The sequence below is a fragment of the Isoptericola jiangsuensis genome, from assembly GCF_002563715.1.
GTDB lineage: Bacteria > Actinomycetota > Actinomycetes > Actinomycetales > Cellulomonadaceae > Isoptericola > Isoptericola jiangsuensis.
The window spans coordinates 1,278,198-1,295,556 of the sequence record NZ_PDJJ01000001.1; the positions used below are offsets into that span (position 1 = coordinate 1,278,198).

At 73.3% G+C, this 17,359-nt stretch carries 17 protein-coding genes; 12 read left to right on the forward strand and 5 right to left on the reverse strand.

Translation table 11 applies throughout. The features are described 5' to 3' along the window. Nucleotides 1-93: 93 nt before the first annotated feature. Nucleotides 94-1,395, forward strand: coding sequence for a citrate synthase (locus ATJ88_RS05710; RefSeq protein ID WP_098462993.1), 1,302 nt, complete (start codon nucleotides 94-96; stop codon nucleotides 1,393-1,395). 633 nt (nucleotides 1,396-2,028) lie between these two features. On the opposite strand, the gene ATJ88_RS05715 is transcribed toward ATJ88_RS05710, so the two are convergent. Then, nucleotides 2,029-2,958 (reverse strand): hypothetical protein, encoded by a 930-nt coding sequence (locus ATJ88_RS05715; RefSeq protein WP_098462994.1) that lies wholly within the window; start codon nucleotides 2,956-2,958, stop codon nucleotides 2,029-2,031. Further along, complete coding sequence (dapD, locus tag ATJ88_RS05720; RefSeq protein WP_098462995.1) at nucleotides 2,958-3,926, reverse strand: 2,3,4,5-tetrahydropyridine-2,6-dicarboxylate N-succinyltransferase; 969 nt, start codon at nucleotides 3,924-3,926, stop codon at nucleotides 2,958-2,960. Before dapD ends, ATJ88_RS05715 begins: the two co-directional genes overlap by 1 nt. A 39-nt stretch (nucleotides 3,927-3,965) precedes the next feature. Here dapD and dapE point away from each other — a divergent pair, with 39 nt between their 5' ends. From dapE to ATJ88_RS05740, 4 genes are all read left to right on the forward strand, one after another. Next, entirely contained in the window at nucleotides 3,966-5,111 is a 1,146-nt protein-coding gene (dapE, locus tag ATJ88_RS05725; protein ID WP_098465146.1) for a succinyl-diaminopimelate desuccinylase, read from the forward strand. Between the two features lie 9 nt (nucleotides 5,112-5,120). Then, nucleotides 5,121-5,900, forward strand: coding sequence for an LOG family protein (locus ATJ88_RS05730; protein ID WP_098462996.1), 780 nt, complete (start codon nucleotides 5,121-5,123; stop codon nucleotides 5,898-5,900). Next, nucleotides 5,897-6,835 (forward strand): dihydropteroate synthase, encoded by a 939-nt coding sequence (gene folP, locus ATJ88_RS05735; RefSeq protein ID WP_098462997.1) that lies wholly within the window; start codon nucleotides 5,897-5,899, stop codon nucleotides 6,833-6,835. The genes ATJ88_RS05730 and folP overlap by 4 nt, the downstream gene beginning before the upstream one ends. 257 nt (nucleotides 6,836-7,092) lie before the next feature. Continuing rightward, on the forward strand, nucleotides 7,093-7,260 hold the full coding sequence (locus ATJ88_RS05740; RefSeq protein ID WP_083972980.1) for a DUF3117 domain-containing protein: 168 nt from the start codon (nucleotides 7,093-7,095) through the stop codon (nucleotides 7,258-7,260). A gap of 109 nt (nucleotides 7,261-7,369) precedes the next feature. Here the strand turns inward: ATJ88_RS05740 and ATJ88_RS05745 are convergent, their stop codons facing one another. Next, complete coding sequence (locus ATJ88_RS05745; protein ID WP_281255240.1) at nucleotides 7,370-7,963, reverse strand: O-methyltransferase; 594 nt, start codon at nucleotides 7,961-7,963, stop codon at nucleotides 7,370-7,372. A gap of 144 nt (nucleotides 7,964-8,107) precedes the next feature. Between ATJ88_RS05745 and sigE the strand changes: the two genes are divergently transcribed. The 7 genes from sigE (at nucleotide 8,108) to ATJ88_RS05780 (ending at nucleotide 14,131) form a co-directional block, all read left to right on the forward strand. After that, entirely contained in the window at nucleotides 8,108-8,662 is a 555-nt protein-coding gene (gene sigE / locus ATJ88_RS05750) for an RNA polymerase sigma factor SigE (protein WP_098462999.1), read from the forward strand. Next, complete coding sequence (locus ATJ88_RS18995; RefSeq protein ID WP_098463000.1) at nucleotides 8,659-9,546, forward strand: zf-HC2 domain-containing protein; 888 nt, start codon at nucleotides 8,659-8,661, stop codon at nucleotides 9,544-9,546. Before sigE ends, ATJ88_RS18995 begins: the two co-directional genes overlap by 4 nt. After that, nucleotides 9,543-10,937 carry a S1C family serine protease gene (locus ATJ88_RS05760; protein WP_098463001.1) on the forward strand — a complete coding sequence of 465 codons (1,395 nt, stop codon included), beginning with the start codon at nucleotides 9,543-9,545 and terminating at the stop codon, nucleotides 10,935-10,937. Before ATJ88_RS18995 ends, ATJ88_RS05760 begins: the two co-directional genes overlap by 4 nt. Nucleotides 10,938-10,982: 45 nt before the next feature. Next, a complete protein-coding gene (locus tag ATJ88_RS05765; protein ID WP_098463002.1) occupies nucleotides 10,983-11,360 on the forward strand; it encodes a twin-arginine translocase TatA/TatE family subunit in 378 nt (125 codons plus the stop codon). Between the two features lie 62 nt (nucleotides 11,361-11,422). Then, nucleotides 11,423-12,484: a tryptophan--tRNA ligase gene (gene trpS, locus ATJ88_RS05770; protein WP_425432658.1), complete on the forward strand. Its 1,062-nt coding sequence runs from the start codon at nucleotides 11,423-11,425 to the stop codon at nucleotides 12,482-12,484. Beyond that, nucleotides 12,481-13,038, forward strand: a complete 558-nt coding sequence (locus ATJ88_RS05775; RefSeq protein ID WP_098463004.1) for a 2'-5' RNA ligase family protein — start codon at nucleotides 12,481-12,483, stop codon at nucleotides 13,036-13,038. The genes trpS and ATJ88_RS05775 overlap by 4 nt, the downstream gene beginning before the upstream one ends. A 67-nt stretch (nucleotides 13,039-13,105) precedes the next feature. After that, nucleotides 13,106-14,131: a YihY/virulence factor BrkB family protein gene (locus ATJ88_RS05780; protein ID WP_098463005.1), complete on the forward strand. Its 1,026-nt coding sequence runs from the start codon at nucleotides 13,106-13,108 to the stop codon at nucleotides 14,129-14,131. A 612-nt stretch (nucleotides 14,132-14,743) separates the two neighbouring features. On the opposite strand, the gene ATJ88_RS05785 is transcribed toward ATJ88_RS05780, so the two are convergent. Further along, on the reverse strand, nucleotides 14,744-15,511 hold the full coding sequence (locus ATJ88_RS05785; protein WP_098463006.1) for a succinate dehydrogenase iron-sulfur subunit: 768 nt from the start codon (nucleotides 15,509-15,511) through the stop codon (nucleotides 14,744-14,746). Beyond that, nucleotides 15,511-17,346, reverse strand: coding sequence for a succinate dehydrogenase flavoprotein subunit (gene sdhA / locus ATJ88_RS05790; RefSeq protein WP_098463007.1), 1,836 nt, complete (start codon nucleotides 17,344-17,346; stop codon nucleotides 15,511-15,513). Before sdhA ends, ATJ88_RS05785 begins: the two co-directional genes overlap by 1 nt. Nucleotides 17,347-17,359: the final 13 nt, after the last annotated feature.

A 17,359-nucleotide genomic window follows, 5' to 3' on the forward strand; every position in this document is an offset into this window, starting at 1 on the left:
GCGGCAGCGGCAGGTAGCCCGTCACGTTGCCATGAGATCGCGTGCCCCCAGTGCCCCCGACGACGGGAGCCGGGGCCGTCAGGGAAGGAAGACATGACGTCCACCCACCAGACCCCCTCGGTCGGGCTCACCGTCGACGGCACGGCGCACCCGCTGTCCGTCGTGCCCGCCTCCGAGGGCAACGACGGCATCGTCGTCTCCTCCCTCCTCAAGAACACGGGCATGGTGACCGTCGACCCCGGGTTCATGAACACCGCGTCCTGCGAGTCCCAGATCACCTACATCGACGGCGACCAGGGCATCCTGCGCTACCGCGGCTACCCCATCGAGCAGCTCGCCGACGGCTCCTCGTTCCTCGAGGTCTCCTACCTGCTCATCCACGGCGAGCTCCCGAACGCCGCCGAGCTCGACGCGTTCACCGACCGCGTCAACCGCCACACCCTCGTCCCCGAGGCGTTCCGCACCTTCCTCGGCACCTTCCCGCGCGGCGGCCACCCCATGGCCATCCTCGCGTCCGCCGTCAACGCCCTCGCCACGTACTACCCCGAGGCGCTCGACCCGCACGACGACGAGGCCGTCGAGCTCGCCACCGTGCTCCTCCTCGCCAAGACGCGCACCATCACGTCCTACGTGCACCGCGCCATGAAGGACGAGCCGCTGCTCTACCCCGACGCCGCCCGCGGCTACGTCGACGACTTCCTGCGCATGACCTTCGCCCGCCCCTACGAGGAGTGGAAGGCCAACCCCACCCTCGTCGCCGCGATGGACAAGCTCCTCATCCTCCACGCCGACCACGAGCAGAACTGCTCCACCTCCACCGTGCGCGTCGTCGGCTCCTCCAACGCCACCCTCTTCGCGTCCGTCGCCGCCGGCATCAACGCCCTCTCCGGCCCCTCGCACGGCGGCGCCAACGAGGCCGTCCTGCTCATGCTGGAGAACATCCGCAAGGGCGACGACTCCGTCGAGACCTTCATGAAGAAGGTCAAGAACAAGGAGGACGGCGTCCGCCTCATGGGCTTCGGGCACCGCGTCTACAAGAGCTACGACCCGCGCGCCGCCATCGTCAAGAAGCACGCCGACGCCGTCCTCGACGAGCTCGGCGCCAAGGACGAGCTCCTCGACATCGCCCGCGGCCTCGAGGAGATCGCGCTGTCCGACGACTACTTCGTCGAGCGCAAGCTCTACCCGAACGTCGACTTCTACACCGGCCTCATCTACAAGGCGATGGGCTTCTCGCCCGCCATGTTCACGCCCCTGTTCGCCCTCGGCCGCATGCCCGGCTGGATCGCCCAGTGGCGCGAGATGATGAAGGACCCGCAGACCAAGATCGGCCGCCCGCGCCAGATCTACACCGGCCCCACCGCGCGCGACTTCGTCACGGTCGAGGACCGCTGACCCAGCGCTCACCCGTCGCCGTCGGCGACACCCCGGGAGCCTGCATCGATCCTCCGGTGCAGGCTCTCGTCGTCCCGTGACTCAGCGCACGTCTCGCCGAGTCAGCGCAGGATCCCGCGAGTCAGCGCTCGTTCGCCGGGCGGGCTCCCTGGTCGTCTCGGGTCCGGGGAGCGGCCGCGAGTCAGCGCACTCTTCCGCGAGTCAGCGCAGAATCTCTCCACTCAGCGCTGACCCCCCCGCGAGTCAGCGCATGGCCACGCGAGTCAGCGCAGGGAGCGGTGACTCAGCGTGTGACGGCGTGAGGCCGTGCAGCTCCCGTGGGTCGGCGGGCTCTCCTTCCGTCGCGTGCCTCCGGTGCGCATCGAGCTCGGTCCCCGACGTCCCGCCCTGAACGGGGAGACCGACCGCGTCGCCTTCCGGGCCTGCGAGTGCCGCCGTCGGGCCGAGTCCGTCGGGGCGCGACGGGCTGGAGCCGATCTCCGGATTGCGGTCGACTCGGGACGGGACGTGCGCTGGCTCGCGTGGCCATGCGCTGAGTCGCGCTCGCCCGCGCTGAGTCGCGGGGAACTGTGCTGAGTCGCGCTCGCCCGCGCTGACTCGCGTGGCCGTGCGCTGAGTCGCGGACGGGCAGGGTCAGGACGGGTCCGGGCCGACGAGGACGCGGACCTGGCCGGCGGGGCGGGGGTCCCGGTCGGCGGGCAGCGTCGTCCAGGCGGCGGAGTCGCGGGTCCAGACCTGGTCGGCGACGCGGACCTCGACGGCGCCGGTGGTGGCGGCGGTCGCGACGGCCCAGTGGGCCACCGCCCAGGCGGCACGGTCGGGGTCGTCGTAGGGGAGCGCGGTGGCGTCGACGTCGACCGGGACGGCTCCGTCGTCGCGGGGGCCGCCGATGCGGGATCCGCCGTCGTCCTGGGGGAGCCCGAGGTCACGCATGAGGAGGTCGGTGAGCCCCGTGGCGGCTGACGCCCCGGCGGGGCCGTCGTCGGCGACGGGCCGCAGGGTGCAGGTGATCGCGCCGGGGGAGTTGCCGGTGAGGGCGGACGCCCACGCGCGGGCGAGGCGCTCGTGCTGGGCGTACGCCTCGGGGAACGCGGAACGCTGCACGGCCTGCGCGGCGTCCGTGACCTCCATGTCCTGCCAGCCGTCCACCTTCACCAGACCGTCGTAGAACGCGTTCGTCGAGTAGACGGGGTCCATGATCTCGGCGGGCGTGCCCCAGCCCTGGGAGGGGCGCTGCTGGAACAGGCCGAGGGAGTCCCGGTCGCCGTAGTCGATGTTGACCAGGCGGGACTCCTGCATGGCGGTGGCCAGCCCGATCGTCGCGGCCCGCGCGGGCAGGCCTCGCTGGACCGAGATCCCGGTGATGAGCGCGGCGTTGCCCGCCTCGACCGTGGACAGGCCGTGCTCGCGGCCGTCGAGCACCGCGGTGCACCCCTGCGTGATCCGCACGGGTGCCTGCGCGCCGAGGAACCAGACCACCCCGACCACGGCGGCGACGCCCACGACGAGGAACGTCACGACGGCGCCCGCCGCGTGCGCGGCAGGGCGCCGTCGGGCGGACATCAGTTGGCGTGCAGCGCGGCGTTCAGCTCCACGCCGACCCCGCCGCGGGTCAGGGCCTCGACGGCGCCCGTGCGGGAGTTGCGGCGGAACAGCAGCCGGTCACGGCCCGCGAGCTCGCGCGCCTTGACGACGCGCGGCTCGCCCTCGTCGCCCATCTCGTCGAGGACCGTCACCTTGGTGCCCGCGGTGACGTACAGGCCCGCCTCGACGACGCAGTCGTCGCCCAGCGGGATGCCGAGGCCGGCGTTCGCGCCGAGCAGGCTGCGCTCACCCAGGGAGATGACCTCCTTGCCGCCACCGGACAGGGTGCCCATGATCGAGGCGCCGCCGCCGACGTCCGACCCGTCGCCCACGACGACGCCCGCCGAGACGCGGCCCTCGACCATGGACGCGCCGAGCGTGCCGGCGTTGAAGTTGACGAACCCCTCGTGCATGACCGTGGTGCCCTCGGCGAGGTGCGCGCCGAGGCGCACGCGGTCGGCGTCCGCGATCCGCACGCCCGCGGGCACGACGTAGTCGACCATGCGGGGGAACTTGTCGATGCCGTACACGGTGACGGGCGTGCGCGTCGCGGCGCGCAGGCGCAGCCGGGTCGCCTCGAACCCGGCGACGCTGCACGGGCCGTGGGACGTCCACACGACGTTCGCCAGGGCGCCGAACACGCCGTCGAGGTTCAGCCCGTGCGGCTGCACCAGGCGGTGCGAGAGCAGGTGCAGGCGCAGGTACGCGTCCGCGGCGTCGGCGGGGGCGGCGTCGAGGTCGATCTGCGTGTGCACGACCGACACGTCGACGCGGCGTGCGTCGTCCCGCTGCGTGAGCGCGGCGAGCTCGGCGGGGATCGCGACGTCGTCCGGCGACTCGCCCAGCGCGGGGGCCGGGTACCAGACGTCGAGCGTGGTGCCGTCGTCGGCGGTCGTCGCGAGGCCGAGGCCCCAGGCGTGGCGGGGGGAGGAGGTCGACGTGGTCATGGGGCCAGCCTATCGGCGGCGGCTGGCAGGATGGAGAGCATGCCCGACCTCCGGAACAGCCTCGACCCCGCCCTGCTGGACCCGGCCGTGCTGCCGACCTCCGACCTCGCCGACATCCTCGCGGCGGTCTGCGACATCGAGTCCGTCTCGGGGGACGAGGCGGCGCTCGCGGACGCGGTGGAGGCCGTCCTGCGCGACCAGCCGCACCTGGAGGTCCACCGCGACGGCGACGCCGTCGTGGCGCGCACGAACCTGGGGCGCGAGCGCCGGGTCGTCCTGGCCGGGCACCTCGACACCGTGCCGCTGACCGACCCGCCGAACCTGCCCACCCGCGTGGAGGGCACGGGCGACGACCGGGTCCTGTGGGGGCGCGGCACCGTCGACATGAAGGCCGGCCTGACGGTGTTCCTGGCGCTCGCCGTCGAGCTGGGCCGTCCCGGCAGCGAGCCGACGGCGGACGTCACCTACGTCTTCTACGACCACGAGGAGGTCGAGGCGGTCAAGAGCGGCCTCGGGCGGCTGGTGCGGAACCGGCCCGACCTCCTGGCGGGCGACTTCGCGATCCTCGGGGAGCCGACGTCCGCGGGCATCGAGGGCGGCTGCAACGGCACGATCCGGGTGGAGGTCCGCACCCACGGCGTCGCGGCGCACTCCGCGCGCGCCTGGCGCGGCGAGAACGCGATCCACGCCGCCGCGCCCGTGCTCGCCCGGCTCGCCGCCTACGAGCCGGCCGCGGTCGAGGTGGACGGGCTCGTCTACCGCGAGGGCGTCAACGCCGTCGGCATCGCCGGCGGCATCGCGGGCAACGTCATCCCCGACGCCTGCACCGTCACCGTGAACTACCGGTTCGCGCCGTCGCGCACCGAGGCCGAGGCCGAGGCGCACCTGCGCGAGCTGTTCGACGGGTTCGAGGTCGTGGTGACCGACTCCTCGCCGGGCGCCCGCCCCGGCCTCGACGACCCCCTCGCCGCGCAGTTCGCCGCCGCCGTCCTCGCCCGCACCGGCGGGGAGCCGAGGCCCAAGTACGGGTGGACCGACGTGGCCCGCTTCGCCGCGCTCGGCGTCCCCGCCGTCAACTTCGCCCCCGGGGACCCGCTGCTCGCGCACGCCGACGACGAACGCGTCCCGGTGCGCGAGCTCGCCCTGTGCCGGGACGCCCTGCGCACCTGGCTCCGCGGTGCATAGGCTGCCCACATGAGCGACCGCACCGACGAGGGCGTCCCCCAGTCCGGGCGTGGCTACCGCAAGGGGCCCGTCCTGCTGCGAGGAACCCACATCCCCGCCACCACGACCGACCAGCGTCTCCTCGCGCCCGGGGAGGGCACCGACTGGGTCCACTCCGACCCGTGGCGCGTCATGCGCATCCAGGCCGAGTTCGTCGAGGGCTTCGGTGCGCTCGCGGAGGTGGGGGCCGCCGTGTCCGTCTTCGGCTCTGCCCGCACCAGCCCGGAGCACCCCGACTACGCGCTCGGCATGGAGGTCGGCCGCCTGCTCGTCGAGGCCGGCTACTCGGTCATGACGGGCGGCGGTCCCGGCATCATGGAGGCCGCCAACAGGGGTGCCCTCGACGCCGGCGGCACGTCGATCGGCCTCGGCATCGAGCTGCCCTTCGAGCAGGGCATGAACGAGTACGTCAACCTGGGCGTGAACTTCCGCTACTTCTTCGCCCGCAAGACGATGTTCGTCAAGTACGCGCAGGGCTTCGTCGTGCTGCCCGGCGGGTTCGGCACGTTCGACGAGCTGTTCGAGGCGCTCACCCTCGTCCAGACGCACAAGGTCACCGGGTTCCCCGTCGTGCTCGTCGGCACCGACTACTGGGGCGGCCTGCTGGAGTGGGTCCGCACCGCCGCCGTCGACCGGGGCATGATCAACCCCACCGACCTCGACCTCATCCATCTCACCGACTCCGCCGAGGACGCCGTCGAGCACGTCGTCGAGCGCGGACGCGCGCTGGCCGCCGAGTTCCGGTCGTGATCCCGCCCGCCGGGGCCCCGCTGGTCCTGCGCGGACGCGAGGTCGGGCGGGGTGCCGACGGGTCGCTGCGGCCCGTGGTCATGGCCATCGTCAACCGCACCACCGACTCGTTCTACGCGCCCGCCCGCCTCGCCGACGACGGTGCGGCGCTCGCGGCCGCGCACCAGGCGTGGGCCGACGGCGCGGCGATCCTCGACGTCGGCGGCGTACGGGCGGGCGTGGGACCGGAGGTCTCCGAGACCGAGGAGGTCGACCGGGTCGTGCCGTTCGTCGAGAAGGTCCGCGCCGAGGTGCCGGACCTCCTCGTCAGCGTGGACACGTGGCGCTCCGGCGTCGCCCGGGCGGCGATCGCGGCCGGCGCCGACCTGATCAACGACACGTGGGCCGGGCACGACCCGGCGCTCGTGGAGGTGGCGGGCGCCGCGGGCGTCGGCGTCGTCTGCTCGCACACCGGTGGGGCGCAGCCGCGCACGGACCCGGTCCGGGTCGCGTACCCGCGGGACGACGGCGTCGAGGACGGTCTCGACGACCCGCGCGACGGCGTCACCCGGGACGTGCTCACCACCCTGCGCCGCGCCGCGGCGCGTGCCGTCGCGTGCGGCGTGCCGCCCGCGTCGGTGCTGGTGGACCCCACCCACGACTTCGGGAAGAACACGTGGCACTCGATCCACCTGCTGCGCCGCACCGAGGCCCTCGTCGCGCTCGGCCACCCCGTGCTCATGGCGCTGAGCCGCAAGGACTTCGTGGGGGAGGTGCTGGACGTCGGCGCGGACGAGCGGCTCGCCGGCACCCTCGCGGCGACGGCGCTCGCGGCCTGGCACGGCGCCCGGGTGTTCCGCGCCCACGACGTCGTCGCGACCCGGCACGCCCTCGAGCTCGTCGCCGCCGTGCGGGACGAGGCTCCGCCGCGGGCCGCGCTGCGCGGGCTGGGGTGAGCGGGCTGGGGTGAGCGGGCGCGCGGGGAGCGTCGAGACCCGCGCCGCTCGACCGGGGTGGCGGACGGGGACGTGCGACGGGCGCCGCGTGATCGGCGCCGTGTGACGGGCGCCGTGTGACGGGAACGGTGCTGGTCGGCGCTAGAATGGCACGGACCGCCTGTGCTCGCGCGGCCGCCCGGCAGTGTCGACCCGCCGCCGTGACGTCGCGGTGAGCAGGTGTCGAGGAACCGGACAACGGAATGGGAGAGCCACACATGGCTGCGATGAAGCCGCGGACGGGCGACGGACCGCTCGAGGTCACCAAGGAGGGACGCGGCATCGTCATGCGTGTGCCGCTGGAAGGTGGTGGCCGTCTGGTGGTCGAGCTGAACGCCACCGAGGCCGGCGAGCTGGGCGAGGCCCTTCAGGCCGTCGTCGGCTGACGACGCGACCTCGGGGAACGACTCCGGGCGCGGGACGGGAGACCCGTCCCGCGCCCGTCGTGCTGTCCGGGGTCGGGCGCACCGCGCCGGCGTGCCGTCCGGTGGCCGCTCAGGCGTCGTGGCGGCGCACGGCGAGGAGCACGCCGTCGCCCACCGGCACCATCGCCGGCGCGAGCCGGGCGTCCTCGCGCAGCGCCCACAGCACCCGGCGGACCGCCGCGGTCTCGTGGTCCCGCCACGTCGGGTCGACCACCCTGCCCGCCAGCAGCGAGTCCACCATGGCCAGCACGCCGCCGGGGCGCAGGAGCCGCACCGCGGCGTCGACGTACGCGGCCAGGGTGTGCGGCTCCGCCGTCACCACGACGAGGTCGTAGGCGGCGTCCGCGAGGCGCGGCAGCACGTCGGTCGCCGGCCGGGAGATCGTGCGGGTCCGGTGCGGCTCGACACCCTCCTCGGCGAAGGCGGTCTTCGCGGCCCGGTGGTGCGCCACGTCCGGGTCGATCGTGGTCAGCACGCCGTCGGGCGCCATCCCGCGCAGCAACCACAGGGACACGACGCCGCTGCCGGTGCCGATCTCGACCACCGCGCGCGCCTGGAGCGCGCCGGCGACCACCTGCAGGAGGGAGCCGGTGGCGGTGCCGACCGTCGGGGCGCCCAGCTCGACGCCCCGCTCCCGGGCGCGCAGCAGCGTCGCGTCCTCCACGAGGTACGTCTCGCTGAAGGCCCACGCGGCACCACGGTCCTCATGGGCACCTGCCTCGGTCGTGATGGCGCCTCCCTCTGCTGGGCAGATGGTACGTGGGAACTCTTCACGGCGCCCACACGTTCGCATGGGACGATGGCCGTGATGACCAAGACCCCCGGACCCGAGGCGAGCGCCTGGGTCCCCCCGACGTGGGACGAGATCGTGCGCGAGCACTCGGCCCGCGTCTACCGCCTCGCCTACCGCCTCACCGGTGACCGCCAGGACGCCGAGGACCTCACGCAGGAGACGTTCCTTCGGGTCTTCCGCTCGCTGTCGAGCTACACGCCGGGCACGTTCGAGGGGTGGCTGCACCGCATCACCACCAACCTGTTCCTGGACCAGGTGCGCCGCAAGAAGCGCATCCGGTTCGAGGCGATGGGGGAGGACGCGTCGCGCGTCGCGTCCGACGACGACCGCTCCCGCCCCGAGCGCGGGTTCGAGCACGGCAACCTCGACCACGACGTGCAGAGCGCGCTCGACGCCCTGCGGCCCGAGTACCGCGCCGCCGTGGTCCTGTGCGACATCGAGGGCCTCAGCTACGAGGAGATCGCGGTCACGCTCGGGGTGAAGATCGGCACCGTCCGCTCCCGCATCCACCGGGCGCGCGCACAGCTGCGCGAGGCCCTCGAGCACCGGCGCGTCGAGGTCACCCGGTGAGCCCGCACCTCGGCGACCTCGTGAGCGCGCTGGCCGACGGCCAGCTGGCGCCCCGCGAGACCGAGCGCGCGCTGTCGCACGTCGCCCGCTGCCCGCTGTGCGCCGCCGAGCTGGAGCACGCGCGCACGGCACGGCGCCGGCTCGCGCAGGCCGCCGAGGTGGCGCCCGCCCCCGACCTCACCGCCCGCCTGCTGGCGCTGTCCGCCTCCATCCCGTCCACCGAGGGCGACCCGCTCCGCGCCCGCGAGCAGGACGACACCTGGACGGTGCCCGACGCGTGGCGCCCCACCCTCACCGGGGACGTCGCGGGGGCCGCGCACCGGCGCCGCCGACGCCGGGCCGTGCTCGCCGGGGCGGCCTGCGCCGGGGTCCTCGGCTGCACCCTGTTCGTCCTGGGGCAAGCGCCCGTCGTCGCCCCCGAGTCCTCCCGCGCCGCCGCCCTGACCACCCTCGCGGGAGCCGCGGGCACCGCCGGGGTGCAGGCCGTGGGCACCGACCTCGCCGCGTCGGGGCTCGTCACGCCCGGCGCGCTGCCCGACGGCTACACCCTCGCCGCGGTCCACGTCGACGGCGACGTCGCGGAGATCGACCTCACCGGGCCCGACGGGGTCGTCGTGGTGCGCGAGCAGCCCGGACGTCTGGCCCAGGACGTCACCGACCGGCTCGTCGTCGCCGACGACCGGGACGTCGTCGTGCTGTCCCGCGACCCGTGGCACGTCGCCTGGCAGGACGGGGACGTCGTCGTGGAGGTCACGACCGACGCCCCCGAGGACGTGCTGGCGGGTGTGGTCGCCGCGTTCCCGGGCCACGACTACGATGCCGGGGTCCTGCCTCGCCTGAGCCGAGGATGGTCGACCGTGACAGGAGCGTTCACCCTTCCATGACCGCCGACGAGCCCGACCTGTTCGCCGCGCCGGAACCGTCGCGCGCACCCCGGAGCGCGTCGCCGACCGCCGGCTCCTCCGCGTCGTCCGCCGCGACCGCGGCGACCGCGCCGGTCCCGCCGCCGCCCGCGCGACCGGCGTCCCACGGCCCGACGGCCGGGGCCGCCGCGGCGCCCGCCGTGCCGCTCGTGCCCGCCGGGACGGGCGGCCGGTCCGGCCCGCCCAGCCACGAGGTGTTCCCCGCCGGTCCGCAGCAGCCCGCGCCCGCCCCGGCATCGGCCGCGCCCCGCGCCCGGCTCGGTGCCGGCCCCGTCGCGCTCGTGCTCGCCCTGGCGCTCGTCGCCGGGTTCGCCGGCGGCTACGCCGGGGACCGTGTCGCCCGGAGCACCGCCGGGCCGGCGCCCGTCGCGAACCTGCCCGTGGCCGCCGACGACGACGCCGCCGACCCGTCGCGCCCCGCCGGCTCCGTCGCCGCCATCGCGGCCGACGTCCTGCCGTCCGTCGTGTCCTTCGAGGTCACCGCCTCCGACGGGTCCGGGTCCTCCGGCTCGGGCTTCGTCCTGCGCGAGGACGGCTACCTCCTGACGAACAACCACGTCGTCGCGGCCGGGGCGGAGGGCGGCGAGATCGTCGTCGTCCTCGCCGACGGCAGCGAGCACGACGGCGAGGTGGTCGGCCGCACCTCCGACTACGACCTCGCGGTCGTCAGGATCGACGTCGACGGCCTGACGCCCCTCGTCCTCGGCGACTCGGACGACGTCGTCGTGGGCGACGCGGTGCTCGCCGTCGGCGCGCCGCTCGGCCTCGACTCCACCGTCACCTCCGGCATCGTGTCCGCCCTGCACCGGCCCGTGCAGGCCGGCGACCAGGCCACCACCGCCTTCATCGACGCCATCCAGACGGACGCCGCGATCAACCCCGGCAACTCCGGCGGTCCCCTCGTCGACGCCGACGGCGAGGTCGTCGGCATCAACTCCGCCATCGCGCAGCCGCCCGGCGCGCTGCAGGCCACCGGCAGCATCGGCCTGGGCTTCGCGATCCCCGCGAACCAGGCGCGCACCACCGCCGAGCAGCTCATCGAGACCGGGTCCGCGACCTACCCCGTCATCGGCGTGCTCCTCGACTCCGGCTACAGCGGCGTGGGCGTCAAGGTCGCCGACGACGCGCAGGAGGGTGTCGCGCCCGTCACGCCGGACGGTCCCGCCGACCTCGCGGGCGTCCGCCCCGGTGACCTCATCCTCGAGATCGACGGTCGGCCCGTGTCGCAGAGCGACGAGCTGATCGTCGCCATCCGGGCACGTCAGCCCGGGGACGCCGTGACCCTCACCGTGCGCACGGGGGAGGAGACGCGCGAGGTGCGCGTCGTGCTCCAGGAGAGCCAGAGCGACTGATGGGCGACTACCCGACGCCCGACCCGCAGGGTTAGGCTGGCCCGCGTGCTGGGGATCAACGGTGGCGAGCTCGTCGTCATCATCGTGCTGGCGCTCGTCCTCATCGGACCCGAGCGGATGCCGCGCTACGCCGCCCAGCTGGGCGCGCTGGTCCGGCAGGGGCGCGGCATGCTCCAGGACGCGAAGACGCGCGTCGACGACGAGCTCGGCGAGGACTTCCGGGACGTCGACTGGTCGAAGCTCGACCCCCGCCAGTACGACCCGCGCCGCATCGTCAAGGAGGCGCTGCTGGACGACGAGCCGTCCGCGCGGCGGCCGTCCGCACCGTCCGGGGCCCCCGCCACGTCGGCTCCCGCAGGGGCGCCGCCCGCCCCCGTCGTCCCCGACGGGCGGCCCGCACCGTTCGACGACGAGGCGACATGACGCCCGGAACGGACTTCCCGGACGATCCACGCATTGACGGCCCGGCCCGCACACCTGCCAGAATGAGGAACATGTCCGACGTCACCGCACCGGGCACGCACGCCGCGCGCCGTCCTCGCATCCTCTCCGGGATGCAGCCCACCGACTCCTCCCTGCACCTCGGGAACTACCTGGGTGCGCTCACCCAGTGGGTCGCGCTCCAGGACGACTACGAGGCGCTCTACTGCGTGGTGGACCTGCACGCCCTCACCGTGAACCCCGACCCGGAGGCCCTGCGCCGGCGCACCCGCGCCACGGCCGCGCAGTACCTCGCCGGCGGCGTCGACCCGGCACGGTCGGCCCTGTTCGTGCAGTCCCACGTCCCGGAGCACACCGAGGTCGCGTGGCTGCTCAGCTGCCAGACCGGGTTCGGCGAGGCCAGCCGCATGACCCAGTTCAAGGACAAGTCCGCCAAGCAGGGCACCGAGGGCACCACCGTCGGCCTCTTCACCTACCCGGTGCTCATGGCCGCCGACATCCTCGTGTACGACGCGGCGCTCGTGCCCGTCGGCGAGGACCAGCGCCAGCACCTCGAGCTCACCCGCGACCTCGCCGAGCGGCTCAACGCCCGCTTCGGGGCCGGCACCGCCGTCGTCCCCGAGGCGCACATCGTGTCCGCGACCGCCAAGATCCAGGACCTGCAGAACCCCGCCGCGAAGATGTCGAAGTCCAACGCGGGCGGCAAGGGCGTCATCTGGCTCCTCGAGGACCCGAAGAAGGCCGCCAAGGCCGTCAAGGCCGCCGTCACCGACGCCGACGAGTCGTACGCCGTCTACTTCGACCGCGAGAAGAAACCCGGCATCTCCAACCTGCTGACCATCTTCTCCGCCGTCACCGGGCGTGACGTCGACGCCATCGCCGCCGAGTACGACGGCCGTGGCTACGGGTACCTCAAGGTCGACCTCGCCGACGCCGTCGTCGCGTTCCTCGAACCCTTCCAGGAGCGTGCCAACACGTACCTGTCCGACCCCGCCCAGCTCGACAAGGTCCTCGACGACGGCGCGTCCCGCGCCCGCGAGATCGCCGGCGGCGTGCGCGAGCGGATGTTCGACCGCTTCGGCCTGCTGCCGCGGGGCGCCCGGTGAACCTGCCTCCGCGCGGGCCCGAGCAGGTACGGATCGGGGTCGCCGTCGCGATCCCCGAGCCGTACGCCGGGCAGCTCCAGGAGGCGCGCGCCCGTGTCGGCGACCCGCTCGCCGACGCCATCCCGCCGCACATCACCGTCATCGGGCCGACGGTCGTCGACCAGTCCGTCCTGCCGGCCGTCGCCGAGCACCTCGAGAAGGTCGCCGCCGAGACCGCGCCGTTCCGTGTCCACCTGCGCGGCACCGGCACGTTCCGGCCCATCTCGCCCGTCGTGTTCGTCGCCCTCGCCCAGGGCATCGGCGAGTGCGAGCTCGTCGAGCAGCAGGCGCGCTCCGGCGTGCTCGCCCAGGACCTGCGGTTCAACTACCACCCGCACGTCACCGTCGCCCACGAGGTCGACGAGGAGGCCCTCGACCACGCCTTCGAGGCGATGAGCGACTTCGACGCCGAGTTCGACGTCACCGAGCTGTGGCAGTACGAGCACGGCGACGACGGCGTGTGGCGCCCCCACCGCTCCTTCCCCCTCCAGGGCAGCACGCCGCCCGGCGCCTGACCGGCCACCCCTCCGGCGGTCGCCGTGGCGACCTGCCGTCGTCGCGGCACGCCGCTAGGGTCGGCGTGTGCCGGAACGGATCCAACGCCTCCAGAACCTCACGGCGCGCGTCACGAGCTGGGCCAAGGACCGCCGCGAGGTCCGGTCCGTCCAGTGGTACCTCGCGCGCCGCGGCAGCCAGCTCTGCGGCGGCATCGCCTACTCGGCGCTCTTCTCCCTCGGTGCCGCCCTCACCATCGGCTTCTCCGTGTTCTCCGCGACCCTCGCCCGCCGCCCCGAGTTGCAGGACGCCATCTTCGAGCAGATCGACACCTGGCTCCCCGGACTGCTCGACACCGGTGAAGGCGGCATCGTCCCGGCGAGCCAGCTCGTCCTCGACACCGCCTGGAGCGTCACGACCGTCGTCGCTTCGATCGTGTTCCTCTGGACCGCCATCAGCTTCATGGGCGCCCTGCGCCACTCCGTGCGTTTCATGTTCGACGCGCCCGTCGTCGGCGTCAGCCCCGTCCTCAACAAGGTCTGGCAGCTCGTCGGCTTCGCCATCCTCGGCGCCATGCTGGTCGTGTCCGCCACGGCGAGCATCCTGTCGCAGACCGTCACGGGTCGCGTCGAGTCCTGGTTCGGGGAGTCCCAGGCCCTGGGCACGGTCCTCGCCGTCGGGTCGTTCGGCGTCGCCGTCCTCCTCGACGCCCTCCTCGTCTACCTCGTCATCCGCGTCGTCGCGCGCGTCCGCCCCACCCGACGTCGGGACATGCTGCTGGGATGCATGGCGACCGGCCTCGTCACCGGCAGCCTGCGCTGGGTCGGGACCGCCGCCGTCACCTCCAGCGCCGCCAACAACGCGCTGCTCGCGCCGTTCGTGACGATCGTCGCCGTCCTGCTCCTCGTCAACTTCGTCGCCCGGGTCCTGCTCGTCGCGTGCGCCTGGATGTACGACCCGCCGCGCCTCGACGAGATCGCCCGCGCGGAGGCCGAGCTCGTCGAGATGCGACGCCGGGCCGAGGTGGAGCGCATCATCCGCCAGGGCCGCGGATCAGGGCGCCCGTACAGCCCCGTCGTGCGCGGCGTCCGTCGCGCACGCTACGCCTACTGAACGCGGGTCCGCGCAGCTCCCCGCGAGTCAGCGCACATCTGCGTGAGTCAGCGCAGGTTCCCGCGAGTCAGCGCAGCGCGGCGCGAGTCAGCACGGGCGGTGGTGCGTCCCGCGCGTCGTCGCGTTCACGGACCCCAGGGGGCCCTCCACCTCGGGTCTGACGACGACGCGCGGGACGCACCACCGCCCTTCGACGTCTCACCCCGCGTCACACGGACGTCGCGTCGCGCTGACTCGCGCAGAAGTGTGCTGACTCGCGAGGACCAGCGCTGACTGGCGTCGTGTTGCGCTGACTCGCGCAGAAGTGCGCTGACTCGCGGGTACTAGCGCTGAGTCGCGCAGACGTGTGCTGACTGGCGGGGATGAGCGCTGAGTCGCGGGACGACGGGGTGGGGTGGGGCGGGGGTGGTCCGCGCGGTCGTCAGACCGGAAGTGGAGGGCCCCCTGGGGCCCGTGAACGCGACCGCGCGGACCACCCCCGCCCCACCCCGCCGGACGCAACCCACTGAAGCGACCCACCAGCCCGGCCCACCCACGACGGCCAGGAACGGCGAGAGCCGGGAACGACGACGGCGCCGCCCCGCGGTGCGGGACGGCGCCGTCGAGGGGCGATCAGAAGGCGCGGGTGATCATCGCCCGCTTGACCTCCTGGATGGCCTTAGTGACCTCGATGCCGCGGGGGCAGGCCTCGGTGCAGTTGAAGGTGGTGCGGCAGCGCCACACGCCTTCCTTGTCGTTGAGGATCTCGAGGCGCTGGGTGGCGCCCTCGTCGCGCGAGTCGAAGATGAAGCGGTGCGCGTTGACGATGGCGGCGGGGCCGAAGTACTGGCCGTCGGTCCAGAACACGGGGCAGGACGACGTGCACGCGGCGCAGAGGATGCACTTGGTGGTGTCGTCGAACCGGTCGCGGTCGGCCTGCGACTGGATGTGCTCGCGGCTGGGCTCGTTCCCGTTGGTGATGAGGAACGGCATGATCTCGCGGTAGGAGGCGAAGAACGGCTCCATGTCGACCACGAGGTCCTTGACGACCGGGAGGCCCTTGATGGGCTCGACGGTGATGGGCTTGTCCGGGTTGACGTCCTTGAGGAGCGTCTTGCAGGCGAGCCGGTTGCGGCCGTTGATGCGCATCGCGTCGGAGCCGCAGACGCCGTGGGCGCAGGAGCGGCGGAACGTGAGCGAGCCGTCGATCTCCCACTTGATCTTGTGGAGGGCGTCGAGGATGCGGTCGGTCCCGTGGGCGGTGACCGTGTGCTCCTCCCACGTGGCCTCGTCGGAGATCTCGGGGTTGAAGCGGCGGATCCTGAGCGTGACCTCGAACGAGGGGATCTCGCCGGCCTTCGGCGTGGCCGCCGCGTCGGTGCTCTCGAGAACAGCAGTCATCAGTACTTCCGCTCCATCGGCTCGTAGCGGGTCTGGGTGACGGACTTGGAACCCAGCACGACCTTGTAGTCGTCGAAGTTCTCGACGTGGTCGAAGTAGCCCTCGACGTGGCCGTCGGCGACGTCGGGGGCGGCCGTCGGGCGACGGTACGCCATGGTGTGCAGCATGTAGTTGGCGTCGTCGCGGTCGGGGTAGTCCTCGCGGTAGTGGCCGCCGCGGGACTCCTTGCGGTTGAGGGCCGCGAGGACGGTGACCTCGGCGATGTCGAGGAGGAAGCCGAGCTCGATGGCCTCGAGGAGGTCGGTGTTGAAGAGCTTGCCCTTGTCCTGGACGGACACGTTGCGGTAGCGCTTCTGGAGCTCCCGGATGTCGCTGAGCGCCTGGTTGAGCGACTCTCCGGTGCGGAACACCTGGGCGTTGGCGTCCATGGTGTCCTGCAGCGCCTTGCGGACGTCGGCGACGCGCTCGCCGTCGGGCCGGTCGCGCATCTCGGCGAGCTGCGCCTCCACGCGGGCGGCGGGGTTCTCGGGCAGGTCGTGGTGCTTCTCGACGGTCTTGGCGTAGGCGGCGGCGGAACGGCCGGAGCGCTTGCCGAAGACGTTGATGTCGAGGAGCGAGTTGGTGCCGAGACGGTTGGAGCCGTGGACGGACACGCAGGCGACCTCGCCGGCGGCGTAGAGACCCTTGACGACGTTGTGGCTGTCGCGGAGGACCTCGCCGGCGACGTTGGTGGGCACGCCGCCCATCGCGTAGTGCGCGGTGGGGAACACCGGGACGGGCTCGGTGTAGGGCTCGATGCCGAGGTAGGTGCGCGCGAACTCGGTGATGTCCGGGAGCTTGGCGTCGATGTGCGCGGGCTCGAGGTGCGTGAGGTCGAGCAGGACGTAGTCCTTGTTCGGTCCGGCGCCGCGGCCTTCGCGGACCTCGTTCGCCATGGACCGCGCGACGATGTCGCGGGGGGCGAGGTCCTTGATGGTGGGGGCGTAGCGCTCCATGAAGCGCTCGCCGTCGGCGTTGCGCAGGATGCCGCCCTCGCCGCGGGCGGCCTCGGAGAGCAGGATGCCGAGGCCGGCGAGGCCGGTCGGGTGGAACTGGAAGAACTCCATGTCCTCCAGGGGCAGGCCGCGGCGGTAGGCCAGGGCCATGCCGTCACCGGTGAGGGTGTGGGCGTTGGAGGTGGTCTTGAAGATCTTGCCGGCGCCGCCGGTCGCGAAGACGATCGACTTGGCCTGGAAGACGTGGATCTCGCCGGTGGCGAGGTCGTAGGCGACGACTCCGGTGGCGTTGACCTCGGCGCCGTCCTCGATGTCCTCGGTGGTGAGGTCGTGGTCGGTGAGGAGGTCGAGGACGTAGAACTCGTTGAAGAACTCGACGTCCTGCTTGACGCAGTTCTGGTAGAGCGTCTGCAGGATCATGTGGCCGGTGCGGTCCGCGGCGTAGCAGGCGCGGCGCACGGCGGCCTCGCCGTGGTTGCGGGTGTGGCCGCCGAACCGGCGCTGGTCGATGCGACCCTCGGGCGTGCGGTTGAACGGCAGGCCCATGCGCTCGAGGTCGAGGACCGCGTCGATGGCCTCCTTCGCCATGATCTCGGCGGCGTCCTGGTCGACCAGGTAGTCGCCGCCCTTGATCGTGTCGAAGGTGTGCCACTCCCAGTTGTCCTCCTCGACGTTCGCCAGCGCGGCGCACATGCCGCCCTGCGCGGCGCCGGTGTGGGAGCGCGTGGGGTACAGCTTGGAGATGACCGCGGTGCGGGCCTCCTTCGAGGCCTCGAGCGCCGCGCGCATGCCGGCGCCGCCTGCGCCGACGATGACGACGTCGTACTGGTGGGTCTGCATCGGGTCCGATGCC

Coding starts and splice junctions, on each gene's coding strand:
- ATJ88_RS05715 (WP_098462994.1), bottom strand. CDS start 2,958: ATGTCCGCCCGACGGCGCCCTGCCGCGCACGCGGCGGGCGCCGTCGTG.
- ATJ88_RS05785 (WP_098463006.1), bottom strand. CDS start 15,511: ATGACTGCTGTTCTCGAGAGCACCGACGCGGCGGCCACGCCGAAGGCC.
- ATJ88_RS05760 (WP_098463001.1), top strand. CDS start 9,543: ATGACCGCCGACGAGCCCGACCTGTTCGCCGCGCCGGAACCGTCGCGC.
- dapE (WP_098465146.1), top strand. CDS start 3,966: ATGCCCGACCTCCGGAACAGCCTCGACCCCGCCCTGCTGGACCCGGCC.
- ATJ88_RS05740 (WP_083972980.1), top strand. CDS start 7,093: ATGGCTGCGATGAAGCCGCGGACGGGCGACGGACCGCTCGAGGTCACC.
- ATJ88_RS05710 (WP_098462993.1), top strand. CDS start 94: ATGACGTCCACCCACCAGACCCCCTCGGTCGGGCTCACCGTCGACGGC.
- dapD (WP_098462995.1), bottom strand. CDS start 3,926: ATGACCACGTCGACCTCCTCCCCCCGCCACGCCTGGGGCCTCGGCCTC.
- sigE (WP_098462999.1), top strand. CDS start 8,108: ATGACCAAGACCCCCGGACCCGAGGCGAGCGCCTGGGTCCCCCCGACG.
- sdhA (WP_098463007.1), bottom strand. CDS start 17,346: ATGCAGACCCACCAGTACGACGTCGTCATCGTCGGCGCAGGCGGCGCC.
- trpS (WP_425432658.1), top strand. CDS start 11,423: ATGAGGAACATGTCCGACGTCACCGCACCGGGCACGCACGCCGCGCGC.
- ATJ88_RS05730 (WP_098462996.1), top strand. CDS start 5,121: ATGAGCGACCGCACCGACGAGGGCGTCCCCCAGTCCGGGCGTGGCTAC.